This window comes from Curtobacterium sp. NPDC088465 (assembly GCF_044753165.1).
Taxonomy (GTDB): domain Bacteria; phylum Actinomycetota; class Actinomycetes; order Actinomycetales; family Microbacteriaceae; genus Curtobacterium.
In genome coordinates, this window is record NZ_JBIVMR010000003.1 from 524,474 (window position 1) to 545,995 (window position 21,522).

Here is a 21,522-nt window from a genome sequence, read left to right on the forward strand (position 1 = left end):
GGCGGGGGATCGATCCTCCGCCCGCGTTTCCGCGCGTCCACCGACGGGTGACGCGCTGACCAACAGGAACGCAGTAGACAACATGAAGCTCGAGCTCCGCGGAATCACCAAGCGGTTCGGCCCCCTGGTCGCGAACGACCACATCTCCCTCACGGTCGAACCCGGTGAGGTGCACTGCCTCCTGGGCGAGAACGGTGCGGGCAAGTCCACCCTGATGAACGTGCTCTACGGCCTGTACCAGGCGGACGAGGGCGAGATCCTGCTGGACGACGTCGTCCAGGACTTCGACGGCCCCGGTGACGCCATGCGCTCCGGCATCGGCATGGTGCACCAGCACTTCATGCTCGTGCCGGTGTTCACCGTCGCCGAGAACGTCATGCTCGGTCAGGAGCAGACGACCTTCGGCGGTCGTCTCGACCTCGCCGGCGCCCGCAAGCGCGTGCGCGAGATCAGCGACCGTTTCGGGTTCGACGTCGACCCCGACGCCCGCATCGAGGACCTGCCCGTCGGCGTGCAGCAGCGCGTCGAGATCATCAAGGCGCTGTCCCGCGACGCGAAGGTCCTCGTCTTCGACGAGCCGACGGCGGTCCTGACGCCGCAGGAGACCGACGAGCTGATGGGCATCATGCGCCAGCTCCGCGAGGCCGGCACCGCGATCGTCTTCATCACGCACAAGCTGCGCGAGGTGCGCGAGGTCGCCGACCGGATCACGGTGATCCGCCTCGGCAAGGTCGTCGGCGAGGCCTCGCCGACCGCGACGAACAACGAGCTCGCTGCGCTCATGGTCGGCCGGGCCGTCTCGCTCGTCGTCGACAAGACGCCCGCGTCCGGCGGCGAGGACGCCCTCGTGGTCGAGGGCGTGACCGTCACCGACCCGTCGGGCGTCGTGCTCGTCGACGACGTCTCGTTCACCGTCCGCCGCGGCGAGGTCCTCGCCATCGCCGGTGTGCAGGGCAACGGGCAGACCGAGCTGACCGAGGCGATCATCGGCCTCGAGCCCGTGCACGCGGGTCGCATCACGCTCGACGGCAAGGAGCTCACCGGTCGCACGGTGAAGCAGGTCCTCGACGCGGGGGTGGGCTTCGTGCCCGAGGACCGCAAGGAGGACGGCCTGGTCGGGGAGTTCACGATCGCCGAGAACCTCATGCTCGACCGCGCCGACCACGACGAGTTCGTGCGCGCCGGCACGATCCGCGCCGCCGAGCGCGACGCGTTCGCCGACGAGAAGATCGCCGAGTTCGACATCCGCACGCCGTCCCGCACCACGGCGGCCGGTCGGCTGTCGGGCGGCAACCAGCAGAAGATCGTCCTCGCCCGCGAGCTGAGCCGCGAGCTGCGGCTGTTCGTCGCCGCGCAGCCCACGCGCGGCATCGACGTCGGCTCGATCGAGTTCGTGCACAAGCGCATCGTCGCCACCCGCGACACCGGCGTCCCGGTCATCGTCGTCTCCACGGAGCTCGACGAGGTCGTGGCGCTCGCCGACCGGATCGCGGTCATGTACCGCGGCGGCATCGTCGGCATCGTCCCCGCGGACACCCCGCGCGACGTCCTCGGCCTCATGATGGCCGGGGAGATCCCAGAAGGAACGGAGCTGGCAGCGTGAGCACCCCCACGCCAGACAACACGCAGCCGGCGACCCCGGCCGAGGCACCCACCGACGACCGCATGCAGGACGTCGAGGGCACCCCGCACCTCATGACGGACTCGGCGGACGACACCGAGCGTCGGGCTGCCGGCGGTGACCGCTGGAGCACGGCGCTGCAGAGCATCGTCAACGGCTCCGTGCTCGTGACCGTCCTCGCCGTCGTCCTCGCCCTCGTCGCCTGCGGCATCCTGATCGCCGTCACCGACGAGAACGTCCGCGCGGCGGCCGGGTACTTCTTCGCCCGCCCCGCCGACACCTTCCAGGCCGTCGGCACCGCGGTCGGTGGCGCGTACCGGTCGCTCTTCCAGGGCTCGGTCGTGAACTTCGGCGCGAGCTCCTTCGCGCAGGCCATCGCGCCGATCACGCGCTCGGTCGACTACGCCGTGCCGCTGATCGCCGCGGGCCTCGGCATCGCGCTGTCCTTCCGGGCCGGCCTCTTCAACATCGGCGGCCAGGGTCAGATCCTCATCGGTGCCGCAGCCGCCGGCTGGGTCGGCTTCTCGTTCGACGGCCCCGCCGCGATCCACATCCCGCTCACCGTCGTCGCCGGCATCGTCGGCGGTGCGGTCTGGGGCGGCCTGGTCGGGGTCCTCAAGGCCCGCACCGGTGCCAACGAGGTCGTCCTGACGATCATGCTCAACTACGTCGCGCTCTACCTCGTCAGCTACCTGCTCCGCACGCCGGGGCTGCTGCAGGCGCCGGGCAGCTCGAACCCGATCTCGCCCGCCACGAAGGAGAGCGCGGTCTTCCCGGCGCTGTTCGGTCCCCGGTACGGCATCGACCTCGGCTTCGTCGTCGCGCTGATCGCCGTGGTCGTGGTGTGGTGGCTCGTCAACAAGTCGTCGCTCGGCTTCCGCTTCCGGACGATCGGTGAGAACCCGCGCGCCGCCCGCGTCGCCGGCATGAGCGTCCCCGCGCTCACCATCTGGGTGATGGTCATCTCCGGTGCGCTCGTCGGCATCGCCGGCGCCTACCAGGTGCAGGGCGCCGTGACCTCGGGCTTCACCTCGGGCATCGACGCCGGCATCGGCTTCGACGCGATCACGGTCGCCCTCCTCGGCCGTTCGAAGCCGTGGGGCGTGTTCTGGGCCGCGATCCTGTTCGGCGTCCTGAAGAACGGCGGCTACGCCATGCAGGCCGCGAACGACATCCCGATCGACATTGTCGGCGTGATCCAGGCGCTCATCGTCCTGTTCATCGCCGCACCGCCGCTCGTCCGCGCGATCTTCCGCATCCCGCAGCCGGGTGCGCGTCGTCGCGGTCGTGCCGCGAAGAACTCCCGGAAGGCGGTCGCCGCATGAGCACCACCACCACCGCGGCGCCCGCACCGGCGCTGTCCGACCGCCCGATCGAGACGACCCGGAGCTGGAAGGCCCCGATCGGCTTCGGCGTCTTCACCCTGCTCGCGCTGCTGTTCTTCGGCGTGCTCCACCGTGCCGGCGACACCACGTTCCGGCTCGCCAACGGCGGCGACTTCTTCGCGCTGCCGAACGTGCCGCTCCCCGCGACCGGTACCGGCATCGTCGTCATCGTCCTGCTGGCGCTCGCCACCGTGTACGCCGTCGTCGAGGTCCGCGCGAACCGCCGGATCCCGCTCTGGCTGACCGCGGTCTTCGCGGTCGTCTTCGTCGTCGGCTTCCTCGCCTGGTCGGCCGCCGGGGACACCATCCCCGTGCCGGGCCTGCTCCTGGGCGCCCTGGGACTCAGCGTCCCGCTCGTGTTCGGTGCCCTCGGCGGCGTCATCTCGGAGCGTGTCGGCGTCGTGAACATCGCCATCGAGGGCCAGTTCCTCGCCGGCGCGTTCACCTCGGCGATGATCGCCTCGTTGACCGGTTCCGCGTGGGTCGGCCTCGTCGGTGCGCTCGTCGCCGGCGTGCTCGTCTCGTTCCTCCTGGCGGCGTTCAGCATCAAGTACCTGGTCGACCAGGTCATCGTCGGTGTCGTCATCAACGCGTTCATCTCGGGCCTGACGGGCTTCCTCTACTCGCAGGTGCTCTCGCCGAACGAGCAGACGCTCAACATCGGCGTGCGCTTCCCGAAGCTCGAGATCCCGGTCCTGCACCAGATCCCGGTCATCGGCCCGGTGTTCTTCGAGCAGACGGTCGTCGTCTACCTCGCCTACGTCGCGGTCGCGGTCGTCACCTTCGCGCTGTTCAAGACCCGCTGGGGCCTGCGCCTCCGCGCGGTCGGCGAGCACCCGCAGGCCGCGGACACGGTGGGCATCAACGTCGCGCGGACGCGCTTCTGGAACGTCTCGCTCGCCGGCGCGATCGCCGGTCTCGGCGGCGCGTACTTCACGCTCGACGCGGTCGGCCCGTTCACGAAGGACATGACCGCGGGCGCGGGCTACATCGCCCTGGCCGCCGTCATCTTCGGTCGCTGGGACCCGATCCGCGCGACGCTCGCGGCGCTGCTGTTCGGCTTCGCGTCGAACCTGCAGAACATCCTCGGCGCGATCGACTCCCCGGTGCCGAGCGAGTTCCTGCTCATGCTGCCCTACGTGGTCACGATCTTCGCGGTCGCCGGCCTGGTCGGGCAGTCGCGCGGACCGGCGGCCGCCGGCAAGCCGTACACCAAGAGCTGACGGCCTGGAGGCGCGGCACATGACCGACACGAACCCTTCCGGTGGCCAGGGGGTCACCACCGGCCCCGCGACCGGCGAGCCGTCCTGGACGGACCCGGCCACGAGCCTCCCGTCCGACCCGGACACCGTGATCGACGCGAGCGTCGACGTCGACTGGAGCGCCCTGCGGGACGCTGCGACCGCCGCGATGCGGCGGGCCTACGCGCCGTACTCGTCGTTCCCGGTCGGCGCTGCTGCGCTCACCGACGACGGACGGATCGTCTCGGGCTGCAACATCGAGAACGCGTCGTACGGGGTCACCCTGTGCGCCGAGTGCTCGCTCGTCTCGCAGCTGCACATGACCGGCGGCGGCAAGCTCGTCGCGTTCACCTGCGTGGACGGCGACGGTGCGACGCTCATGCCGTGCGGCCGGTGCCGGCAGCTGCTGTTCGAGCACTCGACCGAGGGCATGCTCCTCGAGACGGTCTCGGGCATCCGCACGATCGACCAGGTGCTCCCCGACGCGTTCGGGCCCCGCACCCTCGCGACCTACCAGCAGGAGCACTGACATGGCAGTCGAGCCCTTCGACACCGTCGACCTCATCCGCACCAAGCGCTCCGGCGAGGCCCTGGCCACCGCCGAGATCGACTGGCTCGTCGACGCGTACACGCGCGGGTACGTCGAGGACCCGCAGATGGCGGCCCTGGCGATGGCGATCTTCCTCAACGGCATGGAACGGCGGGAGATCAAGGACCTGACGCTCGCGATGATCGCGTCGGGGAAGCGGATGTCGTTCGACGCCCTCGGCAAGACCACGGTGGACAAGCACTCCACCGGAGGCGTCGGGGACAAGATCACGCTGCCGCTCGCGCCGCTCGTCGCGTCGTTCGGGGTGGCGGTGCCCCAGCTCTCCGGCCGCGGGCTCGGCCACACCGGCGGCACGCTCGACAAGCTCGAGTCGATCGCCGGATGGCAGGCGTCGATCTCGAACGACCGCATGATGGAGGTGCTCCGCGACGTCGGGGCGGTCATCTGCGCGGCCGGCTCGGGACTGGCACCGGCGGACAAGAAGCTCTACGCGCTCCGTGACATCACCGGCACCGTCGAGTGCATCCCGCTCATCGCGTCGAGCATCATGTCGAAGAAGATCGCCGAGGGCACGGGTGCGCTCGTGCTCGACGTCAAGTTCGGGTCCGGTGCCTTCATGCCGACGTACGAGGCGTCGAAGGAGCTCGCGCAGACGATGGTCGACCTCGGCAACGACGCGGGCGTGGCGACCTCGGCGCTGCTCACCGACATGGAGGTCCCGCTCGGCCTGACGATCGGCAACGCGCTCGAGGTCCGGGAGTCGGTCGAGGTCCTCGCCGGCGGCGGCCCGTCCGACGTGGTCTCGCTGACGGTCGAGCTCGCGTCTGAGATGCTGCGGCTCGCCGGGCTGCCGGACGCCGATCCGGCGGCAGCGCTGGCCGACGGTCGGGCGATGGACACGTGGCGCCGGATGATCGAGGCTCAGGGCGGCGACCCCGCTGCGGACCTGCCGGTCGCCCGCGAGCAGCACGTGGTCACGGCGACGGAGTCGGGTGTGCTCGTCCAGCAGGACGCCCTGCCGTTCGGCATCGCCGCGTGGCGTCTCGGCGCCGGCCGGGCCCGCGCGCAGGACCCGGTGCAGGCGGGAGCCGGCATCGAGCTGCACGTCAAGCCCGGCGACACCGTCACCGCGGGCCAGCCGCTCTGGACGCTCCACACCGACGAGCCGGCGCGCTTCGACCGCGCGCTGGAGTCGCTCGAGGGTGCGTGGGCGATCGGGTCGTCCGCGCCCGAGCGCGGCCCCATCGTGCGGGAGCGCATCACCGGCTGAGCGCCGCGGCCGCCACCCGGCCCCACCGACCGGAGGCTCCCCACTCGTCTGTGGGGAGCCTCCAGTCGGTCCGTCCGTCTGTTGTGCACAGGTGCCGACGCGGCGTCGGCGACCACCGCTAGCCTGGGAGCATGAGCGCCGACGCCCCGACCTACCGCCTGCCCGACGCCGGAGCGGTCATCGACGACCTGCCCAAGGTCTCGCTGCACGACCACCTCGACGGGGGTCTGCGCCCGGCGACCATCGTCGACCTGGCGGACGAGGCGGGCATCGAGCTGCCGACGACCGACCCCGAGGCACTCGGCGCGTGGTTCGCCGAGCAGTCGAACAGCGGCTCGCTCGTCGAGTACCTGAAGACCTTCGACGTCACGACGTCGGTGATGCAGACCGCGCCGCAGCTGCACCGTGTGGCGAAGGAGTTCGTCGAGGACCTCGTGGCCGACGGGGTGGTCTACGGCGAGATCAGGTGGGCACCGGAGCAGCACCTGCGGGGTGGGCTGACGCTCGACGAGACGGTCGAGGCGGTGCAGGCCGGCATCGAGGAGGCGGTCGACGCCGCGGGTGGCGCGATCCGGATCGGCCAGCTGGTCACCGCGATGCGTCATGCGGACCGGTCGCTCGAGATCGCCGAGCTCGCCGTCCGGCACCGGGACCGCGGCGTGGTCGGCTTCGACATCGCGGGAGCCGAGGCAGGCTTCCCGCCCGCGAACCACCGTGCGGCGTTCGAGTACCTGGCATCCGAGCTGTTCCCGGTCACGGTCCACGCCGGCGAGGCCGACGGGCTGGCGTCGATCCGCTCCGCGCTGGTGGACGGTCGGGCGCTCCGCCTCGGCCACGGCGTCCGGATCTTCGAGGACATCACCCTGTCGGACGCCGGTGACGGCTCCACGCTGGCGTCGCTGGGCGAGATCGCGTCGTGGGTCCGCGACCGCGAGATCCCCCTCGAGGTCGCCCCGCAGTCGAACCTGCAGACCGGTGCGATCGCCGCGTGGGGCGACGACCTCGCCGACCACCCGTTCGACGTGCTGTACCAGCTCGGCTTCCGCGTGACGGTGAACACCGACAACCGCCTGATGAGCGGCACGTCGCTGTCACGCGAGCTCGCCCTGCTCGCCGGCACCTTCGGCTACGACCTCGACGACCTCGCCGCGTTCCAGATCAACGCCGCGCTCGGTTCGTTCCTGCCGCTCGAGGACCGCGAGGAGATCATCGCGACCATCACGGCCGGACACCAGGAGGCCTAGCGATGTCCCTGCCGCCGCTGCCGGACGACGCCGTCGTGCTCGGAGCGAGCGCGTCCTCGTGGCGCGACGCGCTCCGGCTCGCCGGTGCCGCGCTCGTCACCTCGGGGTCGGCGACGCCGCCGTACACCGACGCGATGATCGACCTGGTCGAGGAGCACGGCCCGTACATCGTCATCTCGCCCGGACTCGCGTTCGCGCACGCCCGGCCGGGACCGGCGGTGCTGCGGGACGGGTTGGCCGTCGTGACCCTGCGCGAACCGGTGTCGTTCGGGCACCCGCACAACGACCCGGTGTCGGTCGTCCTCGGGCTCGCGGTCGCCGAGGTCGGGACGCACCTCGAGTCGATCGGCGACATCGCGAACACGTTCAACGACGCCACGGTGACCGCGCGGCTCGCGGCGGCGGGCTCCGCGGACGAGGTCCGGACGATCATGGGGGTGTCGGCGTGAAGATCGTGACGATCTGCGGTGCGGGGATCGGGTCCAGCGGGATCCTCAAGGTGAACGCGGAGAAGGCCCTCGGCACGCTCGGGCTGTCGGCGTCGGTCGTCGCGGCGGACGTCGCCTCGGTGCGCGCCGTGGCCGAGGACGCCAACGTGATCCTGACCAGCCAGGAGTTCGTCGAGGCGATCGGGGAGACCTACGCCGAGGTCATCGTGATCCGGAACCACTTCGACCAGGGCGAGATCACGGCCGCGGTCGACCGGGCGCTCGGGGAGCACTGAGCAGCTCCCGACGCTGCCTCTAGAGTTGGGGCATGAGCACGGAGAACCCGCTGAACGACCCCGCCGCCGACCCGTTCGAGGTCGCCCGCGACGCCGCCGCCGTCATCGCCGACCGGTCCGGCATCGAGCGGCACGACATCGCCCTGACCCTGGGCTCCGGCTGGGGCAAGGCCGCCGACATCATCGGCGAGACGGTGTCCGAGATCCCCGCGGCCGAGGTCCCCGGCTTCAGCGCCTCTGCGGTGCCCGGACACTCCGGCACGGTCCGGTCGATCCGCCTGCAGGACGGCCGGCACGCACTCGTCATCGGTGCACGGACCCACTACTACGAGAACCACGGCGTCCGTCGCGTGGTGCACAGCGTCCGCACCGCCGCGGCGACCGGGGCGTCGGTCATGGTGCTGACCAACGGCGCCGGTGGCATCAAGGAGCACTGGTCGCCCGGCACTCCGGTCCTCATCAGCGACCACATCAACCTGACGGCGGACAGCCCGCTCGAGGGCGCCACGTTCGTCGACCTGACCGACCTGTACTCGGCACGGCTGCGCGAGGTCGCGAAGTCGATCGACCCCACCCTCGACGAGGGCGTCTACACGCAGTTCCGCGGCCCGCACTACGAGACCCCGGCCGAGGTGCAGATGGCGAAGACCATCGGCGGGCACATCGTCGGCATGTCGACCGCGCTCGAGGCGATCGCCGCCCGTCAGGCGGGCATGGAGGTCCTCGGCTTCTCGCTCATCACGAACCTCGCCGCGGGCATCCAGAAGACCCCGCTCTCGCACGCCGAGGTGCTCGAGGCCGGGCGCGAGGCCGAGCCGGTCATCGCGGACCTCCTCGCCCGCGTGGTGGCGGCGCTGTGACCCGGCACGAGGGTGCCTCGGACGGCGCCATCGCGGACGGCGACCTCGGTGACGGCGGTGCCCTCGCCGCCGTGGACGAGGACGTCCTGTCCCGCGCCCGCGCGTGGGTGGAGCAGGACCCGGACGACGAGACCCGTGCGGAACTCCAGCAGCTGATCGACCGCGGCGACGCCGAGGAGCTCGCCGCGCGGTTCTCCGGTCGCCTGCAGTTCGGCACCGCCGGCCTCCGCGCCGAGCTCGGCGCCGGGCCGCAGCGCATGAACCGCGTCGTCGTCACGCAGGCCGCGGCGGGGCTCGCGCGCTTCCTGATCGACACCGGTCGTGACCGCAGCGTCGTGATCGGCTACGACGGCCGGGTCAACTCCGACGTCTTCGCCCGCGACTCCGCCGAGGTCATGCGCGGCCTCGGGCTCGAGGTCACCCTCCTGCCGTCCGCGCTCCCGACGCCGGTGCTCGCGTTCGCGGTGCGCCACCTCGGTGTCGGCGCGGGCGTCATGGTGACCGCGAGCCACAACCCGCCGCGGGACAACGGCTACAAGGTGTACCTCGGGGGCGAGGACGACGGTTCGCAGATCGTCCCGCCGGTCGACGGCGAGATCGCCGCGGCGATCGACGCGGTCGCCGCGGGGGACGTCCGCGACCTCGTGCGCTCCACCGACTACACGGTCGCCGGTCCGGAGCTCGCCCGGGCCTACGTCGACGCGACCGCCGCGACGGTGCCGGCCCCGACCCTCCCGGTCGACGCGCAACCGAAGGTCGTCTACACGGCGATGCACGGCGTCGGGTGGGAGACCGCGCGAGCCGTGTTCGCCGCGGCGGGGTTCGCCGAGCCCGCCGTCGTGCCGGAGCAGATCGAGCCGGACGGCGCGTTCCCGACGGTGTCGTTCCCGAACCCGGAGGAGCCGGGTGCGATGGACCTGTCGATCGCGCGTGGTGTCGCGGTCGGGGCCGACCTGGTCATCGCGAACGACCCCGACGCCGATCGCCTCGCCCTGGCGATCCCCGACGGTGCCGGCTCGTTCCGTCGCCTGTCCGGCAACGAGGTCGGTTGGTTGCTCGGCTGGCGGGCCGCCGCTCGTGCGCAGGCCGCGGGCTCGTCGGACGGGTCGGGTGTGCTCGCGGCGTCGATCGTGTCCTCGCCCGCGCTCGCCCGCGTCGCGGAGCGGTACGGGCTCGGGTACCGGGACACCCTGACCGGGTTCAAGTGGGTCTCCCGCGTGCCCGACCTGGTGTTCGGGTACGAGGAGGCGCTCGGCTACCTCGTCGACCCCGGCGTCGTCCGCGACAAGGACGGCATCTCGGCGGCCCTGGCGCTGCTCGACCTCGCCGTCTCGCTCGCAGCCGAGGGCAGGACCGTCGCCGACCAGCTCGACGCCTTCGCGGCCGAGTTCGGGGCGTTCGCCTCCGGACAGGTGTCGACCCGCGTGGACGACCTGTCGCGGATCGGGGAGATCATGACGTCGCTGCGGTCGTCGGCGCCCTCGTCGCTCGGCGGCCGTACGGTCACCGGGGTGACGGACTACTCGGACGGCGTGGAGGGCTTCCCGCCGTCCGACATCCTGCGCTACGACCTCGAGGGCGGCGCGCGGGTCATCGTCCGCCCGAGCGGCACCGAGCCCAAGGTGAAGGTCTACATCGACACGGTGGCGGCCTCGCCGGCCGAGGCGCAGGCGCTCGTCGACGCCCTCGCCGCCGACGTGCGGCCCCGCGTGTCGTAGCGGCGCGGCGCTGGTCCGCCGCGCTGCCGCCGCTGGCGGCCGCGCCTGCGGTGCGGGTGCCGCCCGTGCCGCTGTGCGGATGCCGCCGGTACCTGCACAACCGGAAGCACCTCACGCCACGCAATCACGTGGCGCGAGGTGCTTTCCGTTGTGCACGAGCAGCTGACACCACCGATAGGCATCCGCGTACCACGGGACCGAGGACGAGCGCGGACCTCGTTGGGCGGCCGGTCCTCCTGCACAGAGCGGGGACGAGCGCTCGCTGCTCACAGGCACGGCCGGGAGGCGCGTGACCGGTCTGCGCGCGCGCCACGCTCAGGACATGGCGACGTTGGAGATCCTGGTCGGTGGCGGCGCGGACGAGACCGGGCGGCGCGGGCGGGACCACCGCGATCGCGCGCTGCGGGGAGAGCTCGTACGACTGGCCCCGGGCCGGTTCGTCGTCGCGGACGACTGGCGACGGGCGACCCCGGGGGAGCGGCACATCGCTCGGATCAAGGCGTTGCACGATCGGCTCGCCCCGCGACTGGTCGTCTCGCACGCCTCAGCCGCGGCGTTGCACGGGCTGCCCTGGCCCGGCGAGTTCCCGGTCCCGGTCGAGGTGATCGATCCGCTGCGATCCACCGGTCAGTCGCTGCGCTCCGTGCACAAGCGGGCCGGCGCGGGGCGCACACTCCGGACGTCGTACATGGTGGCGAACGGGCGAGCCCTGACCGACCTGGCGAGCACGGTGGTCGACCTCGCCGTGGCGTACCCGCTGCGGACGAGCGTGCCTGCGGTGGACCGTGCGCTCGCCCGCGGATCCAGCCTCGATGAACTCCGCGCGACACTGGACGAGAGCACCGCCGTACAGTTCCGAGCGAGGGCGGAGCGGGCTCTGGATCTCGCAGACGCGCGCTCCGGGTCTCCGGGGGAGTCCGTCGCCCGCGTGGCGCTCGACGAGGTCGGGGCGCCGAGGCCGATGCTGCAGCAGGAGTTCCGTGACGGCTCGGGGCCGATCGGCGTCGTCGACTTCTGGTTCGCCGACCAGGGCGTGGTCCTCGAGTTCGACGGTCGAGTGAAGTACGCCGACCCGTCCATGCGTGCCGCGGGCATGTCGGCCGAGGACGTGCTCGTCGCGGAGAAGCGGCGCGAGGACCGGCTTCGTCGCCACCCTGACGTCCGAGCGCTCGGCCGGATCAGCGTCGTTGAGACGGACGACACGGAGCGGCTGCGCTCGGTGCTGCGCGCCGTCGGGGTGCCGACGGCGCGCGGCCACTTCACGACCGTCCGGTGAGCGATCCTCTTGCGGACGGCGGCCGGCGCGACGTGCCCGGACACAACCGGAAGCACCTCGCGCCACGGAACTGCGTGGTACGAGGTGCTTTCGGTTGTGCGGCGCGGCGCGCGGCGCGCGGCGCGGCCGCGGTGCCCGCCCCGCGGCGCGCTACGCGAGCTCGAGCAGCACGTGGCCGGACGAGATCGTCTGACCGACGGGGGCGTTCAGGCCGGTCACGACCCCGTCGCGCGGGGCCTGGACGGGCTGCTCCATCTTCATGGCCTCGAGGACGACGAGCAGGTCGCCCTTCACGACGGTGTCACCCTCGGCGACCGCGAGCTTCACGACGGTTGCCTGCATCGGGGACGTCACCGAGCCCGAGGACACGAGCCCGCCCTTCACGCCGGACGACCGGCGCTTCGGGGGAGCGGAGGGACCGGCCGGACGCCGACCGGCGGCGCCGGCAGCGCCACCGCCGACGATCGAGGGCATGGTGACCTCGATGCGCTTGCCCTGGACCTCGACGACGACGCTCTCGCGGGCGGCCGGTGCGGGGAGCTCCTCGGGGGAACCGCTCCAGGCCGGGATGTCGTTCTGGAAGTCCGTCTCGATCCACTGCGTGTACACGCTGAACGGCGTCTCGTCGTCCGTCGCGAACGCCGGGTCCGACACGACCGCACGGTGGAAGGGCAGCACGGTCGGCAGTCCGGTGACCTCGAACTCGGCCAGGGCGCGGCGCGACCGCTCGAGCGCCTCTTCGCGGGTGGCGCCGGTGACGATGAGCTTCGCGAGCATGGAGTCGAACGAGCCGGAGACGACGTCGCCGGAGACCACACCGGAGTCGACGCGGACGCCGGGGCCCGACGGCGCGGTGAACGCGTGCACGGGACCGGGTGCCGGGAAGAAGTTCCGACCCGGGTCCTCGCCGTTGATGCGGAACTCGAACGAGTGACCGCGCGGGGTGGGGTCCTCGTAGTCGAGCGTGCCGCCCTCGGCGATGCGGAACTGCTCGCGGACGAGGTCGATGCCCGTGACCTCCTCGGAGACGCAGTGCTCGACCTGCAGGCGGGTGTTCACCTCGAGGAACGAGACCGTGCCGTCCGCGCCGATGAGGAACTCGCACGTGCCGGCTCCGACGTAGCCGACCTCGCGGAGGATCGCCTTCGACGACTCGTACAGGCGCGTCTGCTGCTCGGGCGTCAGGTACGGCGCCGGGGCCTCCTCGACGAGCTTCTGGTGCCGACGCTGCAGCGAGCAGTCGCGGGTGGAGACGATGACGACGTTGCCGTGCTCGTCGGCCAGGCACTGGGTCTCGACGTGGCGCGGCTTGTCGAGGTACTTCTCGACGAAGCACTCACCGCGACCGAACGCGGCGATGGCCTCGCGCGTCGCCGATTCGAACTGCGAGGCGACCTCGTCGCGCGTGCGTGCGACCTTCAGGCCACGGCCGCCGCCGCCGAAGGCCGCCTTGATGGCGACCGGCAGACCGACCTCGTCCGCGAACGCGATGACCTCGGCAGCGTCCGCGACGGGCTCGATGGTGCCCGGCGCGAGCGGCGCGCCGACCTTCTCGGCCACGTGGCGCGCGGAGACCTTGTCCCCGAGCTGCTCGATCGACTCCGGCGAGGGGCCGATCCAGGTGAGCCCGGCGTCGATGACGGCACGGGCGAAGTCGGCGTTCTCGGCGAGGAACCCGTACCCGGGGTGCACGGCGTCGGCCCCGGACCGGCGGGCCACCGAGATGATCTTGTCGATCACGAGGTAGGTGTCCGCGCTCGTGGTGCCGTTCAGCGCGTAGGCCTCGTCGGCGAGGCGGGCGTGGAGGGCGTCGCGGTCCTGGTCGGCGTACACCGCGACCGAGGCCTTGCCAGCGTCGCGGGCCGCGCGGATGATGCGGACGGCGATCTCGCCGCGGTTCGCGATGAGGACCTTGCTGATACGGGGCATGGTACGTCAGCGTATTCGTGCAGCGGCGACCGGTTTTGACCGGCACGTACAAAGAAACAGCGTCCAGCAGTGTGGATGTCTACAGCGCCCACAGATCGTGCCAGGCGACGCCGAAGCCACGGAGCAGCATCGACCGCAGGACCGGCAGCGACAGCCCGACCACGGCCGACGGTGCTCCGTCGATGCGCGTGATGTACGCCGCGGCCCGTCCGTCGATCGTGAAGGCGCCCGCGACCTCGAGGGGCTCGCCCGTCGCGACGTACGCGTCGATCTCCTCGATCGACACGTCCTCGGCGAAGGTCAGCACGGCGCTGTCCACGGCGACGACGTGGTCTCCGGCGGCGACCAGTGTGGACCCGCCCGGCGCGACGTCACCGAGGTGACCGGCGATGCCCAGCGGCCCGCCGTCTGCCGCGTCCACCCGTCGGACGGGAGGCGCGGTGCCGGTCCGCCCCGCGCCTCCAGGCCGGTCCTCGGTCGCGTCCGGGGCCGTGTCGAGACCGCGGTCGAGGCGCCGGTCCACGACGCAGTGGCCGCTCCACAGGGTGCCGCCGCCCGCGGCGAGCATCTGCCGCCACCGTTCCTTCGCGACCTCCGGGTCGTGGGGCTTGCCGTGCAGGACGCCGTCCACCTCGAAGGCGGAGTCGCCGCCGAACACGAAGCCGTCCACGGCGGACCCGGCGACGCGGGCGTTCGCGACGGCGTCCGCCTTGGCGACCGCGAGGAGCCCGACGAGCTCCGGACCGGTGAGCTCCCGGCCGAGCGCGGCCCGCGCGGCGGCGACGGCGGCGTCCTCGTCCACGCCCGGCGCGACGAGCACCGGCTCGATGCCGGTCTGCGCCAGGAGCGCACGGCGGGCGGGGGAGGTACTCGCGAGGTACAGACGCATGGGAACATCGAACCATGGGTGAATCCGTCGGAACGCTGCTCGAACTCGACGTCACCGGGATCGCCCACGGCGGCATCTCGGTGGCACGGCACGAGGGGCGTGTGGTCTTCGTCTCGGACGCGGTGCCGGGCGAGCGCGTCGTCGCGCGCGTGACCGAGGACCGCAAGAAGTCGTTCTGGCGTGCCGACACCGTGTCCGTCCTGTCGCCGAGCGAGCACCGGGTCGACCACGTCTGGCCCGAGGCCGCCCTCGACCGCGACCCCGCCGTGCGCGCCGGCGGTGCGGAGTTCGGGCACATCGCCCTGCCGCACCAGCGCACCCTCAAGCACGACGTCCTGGTCGACGCCTTCGCGCGGTTCGCCCGCACGGACCTCACCGAGGTGCTCGGGCACGACATCACCGTCGAGGCCGCCCCCGGCGATGAGGAGTCGAACGGCCTCGGCTGGCGCACGCGCGTCCGGCTGCACGTCGACGAGGACGGTACGGCGGGCCCGTTCGCCTCGCGCTCCCACACGGTGGTGCCGGTGGCCTCGCTCCCGCTCGCCTCCGCGCGCGTGCAGGAGAGTGCGCCGCTCGGGCGCGGTGCGATGCCGGGCGCGTCGGTCGTCGACGTCCTCGCGCCGAGCGGCGCCGAGGGGGCCCGGCTCGTCATCGACGAGCAGAAGCCCACCGTCGTGACCGAGCTCGTGGGGGAGCGTTCGTTCACCGTCGACGACAACGGCTTCTGGCAGGTCCACCGACAGGCGCCGGCCGTGCTCACCGCGGCCGTGCAGGACCTGGTCGACCGTGACCGGCTCGACCCGGAGGGGCAGCACCTCGACCTCTACGGCGGCGTCGGACTGCTCGCGGCGGCACTCGGCGACGTCGTCGGCCCGAAGGCCCGCATCACGAGCGTCGAGAGCGCGGCCCGGGCCACCGAGCACGCGCAGGAGAACCTGGCGGAGTGGATCGGCGCGCGTGCCGAGACCGGCCGCGTGGACCGCTGGCTCGCCCGGACGGCCGCCGACGCGTCCCGACCGGAGCTGCAGCGCTTCCGCGCAGGCACCGTCGTGCTCGACCCGCCGCGGTCCGGCGCGGGCCGCGAGGTCGTCGTGCAGGTCGCCGCGCTCCAGCCCGCGCAGGTCGTCTACGTCGCCTGCGACCCGGTCGCCCTGGCGCGCGACGTCGCGACCTTCGCCGACCTCGGGTACCGGCTCGAGGCGCTGCGTGCGTTCGACCTGTTCCCGCACACCCACCACCTCGAGGCGGTCGCGCGGCTGGTCCCGATCGCCTGACCCCGGGTCCGCAGTGTGACGCGGTGTCCCACAACTCGGAGCCTGGGTCCGACCTGGGTATCCTTGGTCGGTGATCGCTCCCGGCGACAGGGGCCGGGCGCGCATCGGAACGAGAGGTCACCGTGGCAGCAGACACGAACACCAGCAGCGGGACGACCGGACTGGCCACCAGGCCCGTCCGCGTCGCGATCGTCGACGACCACGAGTCCGTGCGGCTCGGCATCCAGGCGGCGTGCCAGAACGAGGGGTTCGAGGTGGTGCTCACCGCCGCGAGCGTGCCCGAGTACGTGGCCCAGCTCGGCGGGCGTGAGGTCGACGTCGTCGTGCTCGACCTGTCGCTCGGCGACGGCTCGACCGTGACCGCGAACGTCAAGGGTGTGCAGGGCACCGGCTCCGCGGTGCTCGTCCACTCGATCGCCGACCGCGTCGCGAGCGTGCGCGAGGCACTGGCCGCAGGGGCGGCCGGCGTCATCCCCAAGTCGTCCGCGACCAAGACCGTGATGGCGGCCGTGGCGACCGTCGCCCGCGGCGACGTGCTCAACAACCTCGAGTGGGCGAGCGCCATCGACGCCGACCGCGACTTCGCCAAGGCGCAGCTCGGACGCCGCGAGCGCGAGATCCTGCACCTCTACGCCTCCGGGCTGCCGCTCAAGCTCGCGGCGCAGCAGCTCGGCATCGGGTACTCGACGGCGCGTGAGTACCTCGACCGCATCCGTGTGAAGTACGTCGAGGTGGGGCGTCCGGCGCCGACGAAGGTCGACCTGCTGCGCCGCGCGGTCGAGGACGGCATCCTGCCCGGGCTCGACTCGGGCATCGACCCCGACACCGACGGCCGCTGACCCCGATGGCCACCACGGCCGGACCGGCACGGTCGGCGGGTGTCCCGGCCGGGGCGCCCGACGGGTCGGGCTCCGCGACGGACGACGTCGCGCCGACCGAGGCGGCACCGTTCGGCGTCGACCCCCTGCGCGGTGTGCGACCCGCGCTGACGCAGGCATCGGTCGAACGACTCTTCGCGATCCTCATCGCGGTCGCCGCGGTCGGGTACGGCGCGGTCTACGCGCCCGCCGTCGTGCGGCAGCTGACGTGGCTCGATCCCGTGTGGGGCCCGGTCGCCGCGGCGGTCCTCGGCGCGTCGTTCGTGGCGGTCGGGGTGTCCGCGTTCGCGCAGCGGTTCGCGCAGGTCGCCCAGATCGTGTGCGCGCTGCTGTTCCTCGTCGTGCTCGTCACGTGGCCGCTCACCGTCCGCGAGCCGATCCCGGACGGTCAGTACCCCTGGCCGTGGTGGTTCCTCACCGTGGGGTCGACGGCGGCGGCGATGGGCTTCGCACCGTGGCGCGCGACCGTCTACACCGCGCTCGTGCCCGCCGTCTACGTCGTCGTGCGCCTCACGCCGCTCGGTGGCGACGCCGGGGCCAGCGCGGTGCTCCAGGGCGTGTACTCGGCGATCCTCAGCGGAGCGGTCCTCGTCATCGCCGTGCTCCTCCGTCGGGCCGCCGCTGCGGTGGACGCCGCACAGGCCACCGCGGTGCGGCGCTACTCGCTCGCGATCCGCGAGCACGCGACCGAGGTCGAGCGGGTGCAGGTCGACGCGATCGTCCACGACAGCGTCCTGACCACGCTGCTCTCGGCGGCACGCGCGGACACGCCCGAGGCGAAGGCCCTCGCCGCCCGCATGGCGCGCAACGCCATCGACCACCTCGGCGCCGCTGCAGCCGACCTGCCGGGGGAGGCCCCGCCCGTGACGGTGCACGACCTCCGCGTCCGCATCACCGACGCCGTCGGAGCGCTCGCCGCTCCCGTCCGGCTGCGGGACGCCCCGGTCGGCGGGCTGCGCATCCCGGCGACGATCGCGGACGCGCTCGCATCCGCGGCGTTGCAGGCGTGCGTCAACAGCGTGCAGCACGCCGGCGGGGCAGGGGTCGAGCGGTGGGTCCGTGTCGAGCAACGTGGTGGCGCCGTGCACGTCGAGGTCGGTGACGACGGCGCCGGGTTCGACCTCGCTGCCGTCCCTGCCGCGAGGCTCGGCGTCCGCCGCTCGATCATCGAGCGGGTGCAGGCCGTGGGCGGCACGGCGGTGGTCGCGAGCAACCCCGGGGCGGGTACGCGGGTCCGCCTCGAGTGGCACCCGGAGGTGTCCGCATGAGGGTGTCCCTGCCGGCGAGGATCGCCATCGGGCTCGCCGCGCTGTTCTCCGTCTTCCACCTCGTGCTGGGCGTGGCGTCGTTCCCGTTCGTCCGTGACGTCGGTCCGGTGCTCACGTGCATGGTGCTCTACGCCGCCGCGAGCGTCGTCGCGATCTTCCTGCCCGGTCGGACCCTCCCGGTCTGGGCGGCGTGCTTCTCGCTCGCCACCGCGCTGGTCATGCCGGTCATCGCCGCCCCGGTCGTCGACCTGACGGTGAAGGACGACTCGATCACCTGGTGGGTCGCCGCGGTCGGCACGCTCATGGTCGTGCTCGTCGTGCGGGGCCGACGCGCCTTCGCGTGGGTCGGCGTCGGCTTCGTCACGGTCTTCGGTGTGGTCTGGGCAGGACCGGGTGCCTTCGGGGCGCTCGGACTGGTCGGCAACCTGACGTGGGTCGCCGTCGCCACCGGCTTCGCCGTCGCGATGGACCGGGCGACCCGCACCACGCGCGACTTCATCCGTGCCGAGCAGGAGACCGCGGACTGGCAGGCCGCGCAGGACGCCCACGTGTTCGAGCGGCAGTTCCGCCTGAGCCAGACCACCCGGATGGCGCTGCCGATGCTGCAGCAGGTGATCGATCGGGGTGGGGACCTGACCGACGCCGAGCGGGCCGAGTGCCTGCACCTCGAGCAGGCGATCCGCGACGAGATCCGCGGACGGTCGCTGCTGTCCGACGACGTCCGTGACGAGGTCATGCGCCTGCGGCGACGGGGGGCCACGGTACAGCTGCACGACGACGGTGGCCTCGACGACCTGGAGATCGACGAGCTCCGCCGGGTGCACGCCGAGATCGCCGGTGCGCTGCGCCGAGCCCGCGAGGCGGACAACGTGATCGTCCGGACGGTGGCCGAGGGGTCGGAGGCGGCGGTCACCATCGTCGGGCTGCGACTGGACACCGCGGCGAGCGAGTCCGCGGCGCTCGGCGTCGGATCGGACGACGACGGCGACGAGGACGACTCGGTGGTGCTCTGGACCGAGATCCCGCGCCGCGCGACGGTCTGAGGCGGCACCGGCGGCCGCCGTCCAGCGTGACGCGCGCGCAAGGCCACCCGGGAAAGGGGGAACGGGCCGGTCCCGGGGGGCCGGCCCGTTCACGACCCGAGCCTGAGCGACAACCCGAATGTCGCCCTGGCTCGCAGCTGGTCGGAGGCGTCGTACCCTAGTCGGCCACCGACCAACGATGTTCTTCTGGGAAGGACACCGAACACAGACAACTATGCCCGCTGCGCGAAGCCGTGTCAGTCGTCATTATGGGGGACAAACCACGCCCTCCCGGTGGTTCCGCGGTCGATGTGTCCCCCGGCCGAGGGGAGACCGACCGGGAATTGCACCCCGCAACCCAAGGTCGACGACCGGGTCGCGCGGTGCGACAGGGGTACATCGTGCCGCCGATACCCCCGGACGCGCAAGACCCCCGCCGGGGAACGGCGGGGGTCCGTTGAGGGACGTGCGGCGTGCCGCTCGCAGCCCGTCGGTCAGCGCAACGAGCGGGCCCAGGCGCCGGAGCCGTGCTCGAGCGGCCGGCGGAGGCCACGGGCGGACGCGTCCCACCCGGTCCGTGGTGAGTCGGTGACCTCGGCGCGACCGGTGGCGGCGACCTCGTCGGCCTGCCGCTGGAGCACGGCGACGACGGCCGCCAGCTCCTCCGGCGAGGGGTCGCCCGCGACGACCCGGACGTCGGCGCCGACCGGGCCGTCCGCCGCGGCCGGCACCGCGGCGTCCGCCGGGAGGTGTGCTGCGTGTCGTCCCATCAGAGCGGGATGTTCCCGTGCTTCTTCGGCGGCAGCGACGCGCGCTTCCCGCGCAGCGCCCGCAGCGCCTTGATCACCGAGACCCGGGTCGCGTGCGGCTGGATGATGCCGTCGAGCTCGCCGCGCTCGGCCGCCAGGTACGGTGACGCCACGTTGTAGGTGTACTCGTTCGCGAGCCTGGTGCGCACCGCGGCGACGTCCTCGCCCGCCTCCTCCGCGCGCTTGATCTCGGCCCGGTACAGGATGTTGACCGCACCCTGGCCGCCCATCACCGCGATCTCGGCCGTCGGCCACGCCAGGTTGATGTCCGCACCGAGCTGCTTCGAGCCCATCACGATGTACGCGCCGCCGTAGGCCTTCCGCGTGATGACGGTGACGAGCGGCACGGTGGCCTCGGCGTACGCGTACAGCAGCTTCGCACCGCGGCGGATCACGCCGGTCCACTCCTGGTCGGTGCCGGGCAGGTAGCCGGGGACGTCGACGAGGGTCAGGATCGGGATGCCGAACGCGTCGCAGAACCGGACGAAGCGGGCCGCCTTCTCGCCGGCGTCGATGTTCAGCGTCCCGGCCATCGCCTGCGGCTGGTTCGCGATGATGCCGACGGTGCGGCCCTCGACGCGGCCGAAGCCGACCATGATGTTCGGGGCGAAGAGCGGCTGGACCTCGAGGAACTCACCGTCGTCGACGATGTGCTCGACGATCGTGGTGACGTCGTACGGCTGGTTCGTCGAGTCGGGGATGACGACGTCGAGCTCGTGGTCGGCGTCGGTCGTCTCGAGTTCCGGGGCGACGTCGTAGGCCGGCGGGTCGGACAGGTTGTTGTCCGGCAGGAAGCCGACGAGGGAGCGCGCGTAGTCGAGCGCGTCGGTCTCGTCCTCGGCCAGGTAGTGCGCGACGCCCGAGACGGCGTTGTGCGTCTGCGCGCCGCCGAGCTCCTCGAAGCCGACGTCCTCGCCGGTGACGGTCTTGATGACGTCCGGACCGGTGACGAACATGTGGCTCGTCTTGTCCACCATGATGACGAAGTCGGTGAGCGCGGGGGAGTACACCGCACCACCGGCTGCCGGCCCCATCACGATGGAGATCTGCGGGATGACCCCGGAGGCCTGGGTGTTCAGGCGGAAGATCTCGCCGTACTTGCCCAGGGCGACGACGCCCTCCTGGATCCGGGCGCCGCCGGAGTCGAGGATGCCGATGATCGGCACACCCGTCTTCAGCGCGTGCTGCATCACCTTGACGATCTTCTCGCCGGCGACCTCGCCGAGGGAGCCACCGAAGACCGTGAAGTCCTGCGCGTAGACCGCGACGTTGCGGCCGTGGATCGTGCCGACGCCGGTCACGACGGCGTCGCCGTAGGGGCGCTTCGCGTCCATGCCGAACGACGTCGTGCGGTGGCGCACGAACTCGTCGAACTCGACGAACGAGTTCTCGTCGAGGAGCTGCTCGATGCGCTCGCGGGCGGTGCCCTTGCCCTTCGCGTGCTGCTTCGCGATGGCGGCCTCGCCCGCGGCGGTCACGGCCTCGTGGTAGCGGTCGCGCAGGTCCGCGAGGCGACCGGCCGTGGTCGAGAGGTCGGGGGTGTCTCCTGTGGTCACCCGCTCAC

The 21,522-nt window shown here is 72.3% G+C and carries 19 protein-coding genes; 15 read left to right on the forward strand and 4 right to left on the reverse strand.

Annotated elements, in window-relative coordinates; genetic code table 11:
• The first annotated feature begins 82 nt into the window (after positions 1–82).
• From ACIP6W_RS14270 to ACIP6W_RS14320, 11 genes are all read left to right on the forward strand, one after another.
• Positions 83–1,603, forward strand: a complete 1,521-nt coding sequence (locus ACIP6W_RS14270; RefSeq protein ID WP_066655091.1) for an ABC transporter ATP-binding protein — start codon at positions 83–85, stop codon at positions 1,601–1,603.
• Positions 1,600–2,946: an ABC transporter permease gene (locus ACIP6W_RS14275; RefSeq protein WP_251159538.1), complete on the forward strand. Its 1,347-nt coding sequence runs from the start codon at positions 1,600–1,602 to the stop codon at positions 2,944–2,946. Before ACIP6W_RS14270 ends, ACIP6W_RS14275 begins: the two co-directional genes overlap by 4 nt.
• Positions 2,943–4,229, forward strand: coding sequence for an ABC transporter permease (locus ACIP6W_RS14280; RefSeq protein ID WP_066655089.1), 1,287 nt, complete (start codon positions 2,943–2,945; stop codon positions 4,227–4,229). The genes ACIP6W_RS14275 and ACIP6W_RS14280 overlap by 4 nt, the downstream gene beginning before the upstream one ends.
• Positions 4,230–4,356: 127 nt before the next feature.
• A complete protein-coding gene (locus ACIP6W_RS14285) occupies positions 4,357–4,776 on the forward strand; it encodes a cytidine deaminase (RefSeq protein WP_066658412.1) in 420 nt (139 codons plus the stop codon).
• A gap of 1 nt (position 4,777) precedes the next feature.
• On the forward strand, positions 4,778–6,067 hold the full coding sequence (locus tag ACIP6W_RS14290) for a thymidine phosphorylase (RefSeq protein ID WP_400430108.1): 1,290 nt from the start codon (positions 4,778–4,780) through the stop codon (positions 6,065–6,067).
• 131 nt (positions 6,068–6,198) lie between these two features.
• Positions 6,199–7,311 carry an adenosine deaminase gene (locus ACIP6W_RS14295; protein WP_066655085.1) on the forward strand — a complete coding sequence of 371 codons (1,113 nt, stop codon included), beginning with the start codon at positions 6,199–6,201 and terminating at the stop codon, positions 7,309–7,311.
• Positions 7,312–7,313: 2 nt separating this feature from the next.
• Positions 7,314–7,760 carry a PTS sugar transporter subunit IIA gene (locus ACIP6W_RS14300; RefSeq protein ID WP_066655083.1) on the forward strand — a complete coding sequence of 149 codons (447 nt, stop codon included), beginning with the start codon at positions 7,314–7,316 and terminating at the stop codon, positions 7,758–7,760.
• Positions 7,757–8,035 (forward strand): PTS sugar transporter subunit IIB, encoded by a 279-nt coding sequence (locus ACIP6W_RS14305; RefSeq protein WP_209685140.1) that lies wholly within the window; start codon positions 7,757–7,759, stop codon positions 8,033–8,035. The genes ACIP6W_RS14300 and ACIP6W_RS14305 overlap by 4 nt, the downstream gene beginning before the upstream one ends.
• Before the next feature lie 32 nt (positions 8,036–8,067).
• Positions 8,068–8,895: a purine-nucleoside phosphorylase gene (locus ACIP6W_RS14310; RefSeq protein WP_400430111.1), complete on the forward strand. Its 828-nt coding sequence runs from the start codon at positions 8,068–8,070 to the stop codon at positions 8,893–8,895.
• 71 nt (positions 8,896–8,966) lie between these two features.
• The gene (locus ACIP6W_RS14315) at positions 8,967–10,613 is read left to right on the forward strand and encodes a phospho-sugar mutase (protein ID WP_400430144.1); all 1,647 of its coding nucleotides are present in this window, start codon (positions 8,967–8,969) and stop codon (positions 10,611–10,613) included.
• 322 nt (positions 10,614–10,935) lie between these two features.
• Positions 10,936–11,889 carry a hypothetical protein gene (locus tag ACIP6W_RS14320; RefSeq protein WP_400430112.1) on the forward strand — a complete coding sequence of 318 codons (954 nt, stop codon included), beginning with the start codon at positions 10,936–10,938 and terminating at the stop codon, positions 11,887–11,889.
• A gap of 150 nt (positions 11,890–12,039) precedes the next feature.
• Here ACIP6W_RS14320 and ACIP6W_RS14325 read toward each other — a convergent pair whose 3' ends face one another.
• On the reverse strand, positions 12,040–13,818 hold the full coding sequence (locus tag ACIP6W_RS14325; RefSeq protein WP_209685144.1) for a biotin carboxylase N-terminal domain-containing protein: 1,779 nt from the start codon (positions 13,816–13,818) through the stop codon (positions 12,040–12,042).
• A 79-nt stretch (positions 13,819–13,897) separates the two neighbouring features.
• A complete protein-coding gene (locus tag ACIP6W_RS14330) occupies positions 13,898–14,707 on the reverse strand; it encodes a nucleoside triphosphate pyrophosphatase (RefSeq protein WP_251159535.1) in 810 nt (269 codons plus the stop codon).
• Positions 14,708–14,721: 14 nt separating this feature from the next.
• Between ACIP6W_RS14330 and ACIP6W_RS14335 the strand changes: the two genes are divergently transcribed.
• The 4 genes from ACIP6W_RS14335 to ACIP6W_RS14350 all read left to right on the forward strand — a co-directional run bounded on the left by ACIP6W_RS14335 (position 14,722) and on the right by ACIP6W_RS14350 (position 19,170).
• Positions 14,722–15,981 (forward strand): class I SAM-dependent RNA methyltransferase, encoded by a 1,260-nt coding sequence (locus tag ACIP6W_RS14335; protein ID WP_400430115.1) that lies wholly within the window; start codon positions 14,722–14,724, stop codon positions 15,979–15,981.
• 122 nt (positions 15,982–16,103) lie between these two features.
• On the forward strand, positions 16,104–16,820 hold the full coding sequence (locus tag ACIP6W_RS14340; protein WP_066655072.1) for a response regulator transcription factor: 717 nt from the start codon (positions 16,104–16,106) through the stop codon (positions 16,818–16,820).
• 5 nt (positions 16,821–16,825) lie between these two features.
• A complete protein-coding gene (locus ACIP6W_RS14345) occupies positions 16,826–18,127 on the forward strand; it encodes a sensor histidine kinase (protein WP_066655071.1) in 1,302 nt (433 codons plus the stop codon).
• On the forward strand, positions 18,124–19,170 hold the full coding sequence (locus ACIP6W_RS14350) for a hypothetical protein (RefSeq protein WP_400430117.1): 1,047 nt from the start codon (positions 18,124–18,126) through the stop codon (positions 19,168–19,170). The genes ACIP6W_RS14345 and ACIP6W_RS14350 overlap by 4 nt, the downstream gene beginning before the upstream one ends.
• A gap of 473 nt (positions 19,171–19,643) precedes the next feature.
• Here ACIP6W_RS14350 and ACIP6W_RS14355 read toward each other — a convergent pair whose 3' ends face one another.
• Both ACIP6W_RS14355 and ACIP6W_RS14360 read right to left on the reverse strand, forming a co-directional pair.
• Positions 19,644–19,919 carry an acyl-CoA carboxylase subunit epsilon gene (locus ACIP6W_RS14355; protein WP_251159531.1) on the reverse strand — a complete coding sequence of 92 codons (276 nt, stop codon included), beginning with the start codon at positions 19,917–19,919 and terminating at the stop codon, positions 19,644–19,646.
• A complete protein-coding gene (locus ACIP6W_RS14360) occupies positions 19,919–21,514 on the reverse strand; it encodes an acyl-CoA carboxylase subunit beta (RefSeq protein ID WP_066655068.1) in 1,596 nt (531 codons plus the stop codon). The genes ACIP6W_RS14355 and ACIP6W_RS14360 overlap by 1 nt, the downstream gene beginning before the upstream one ends.
• Positions 21,515–21,522 lie beyond the last annotated feature (8 nt).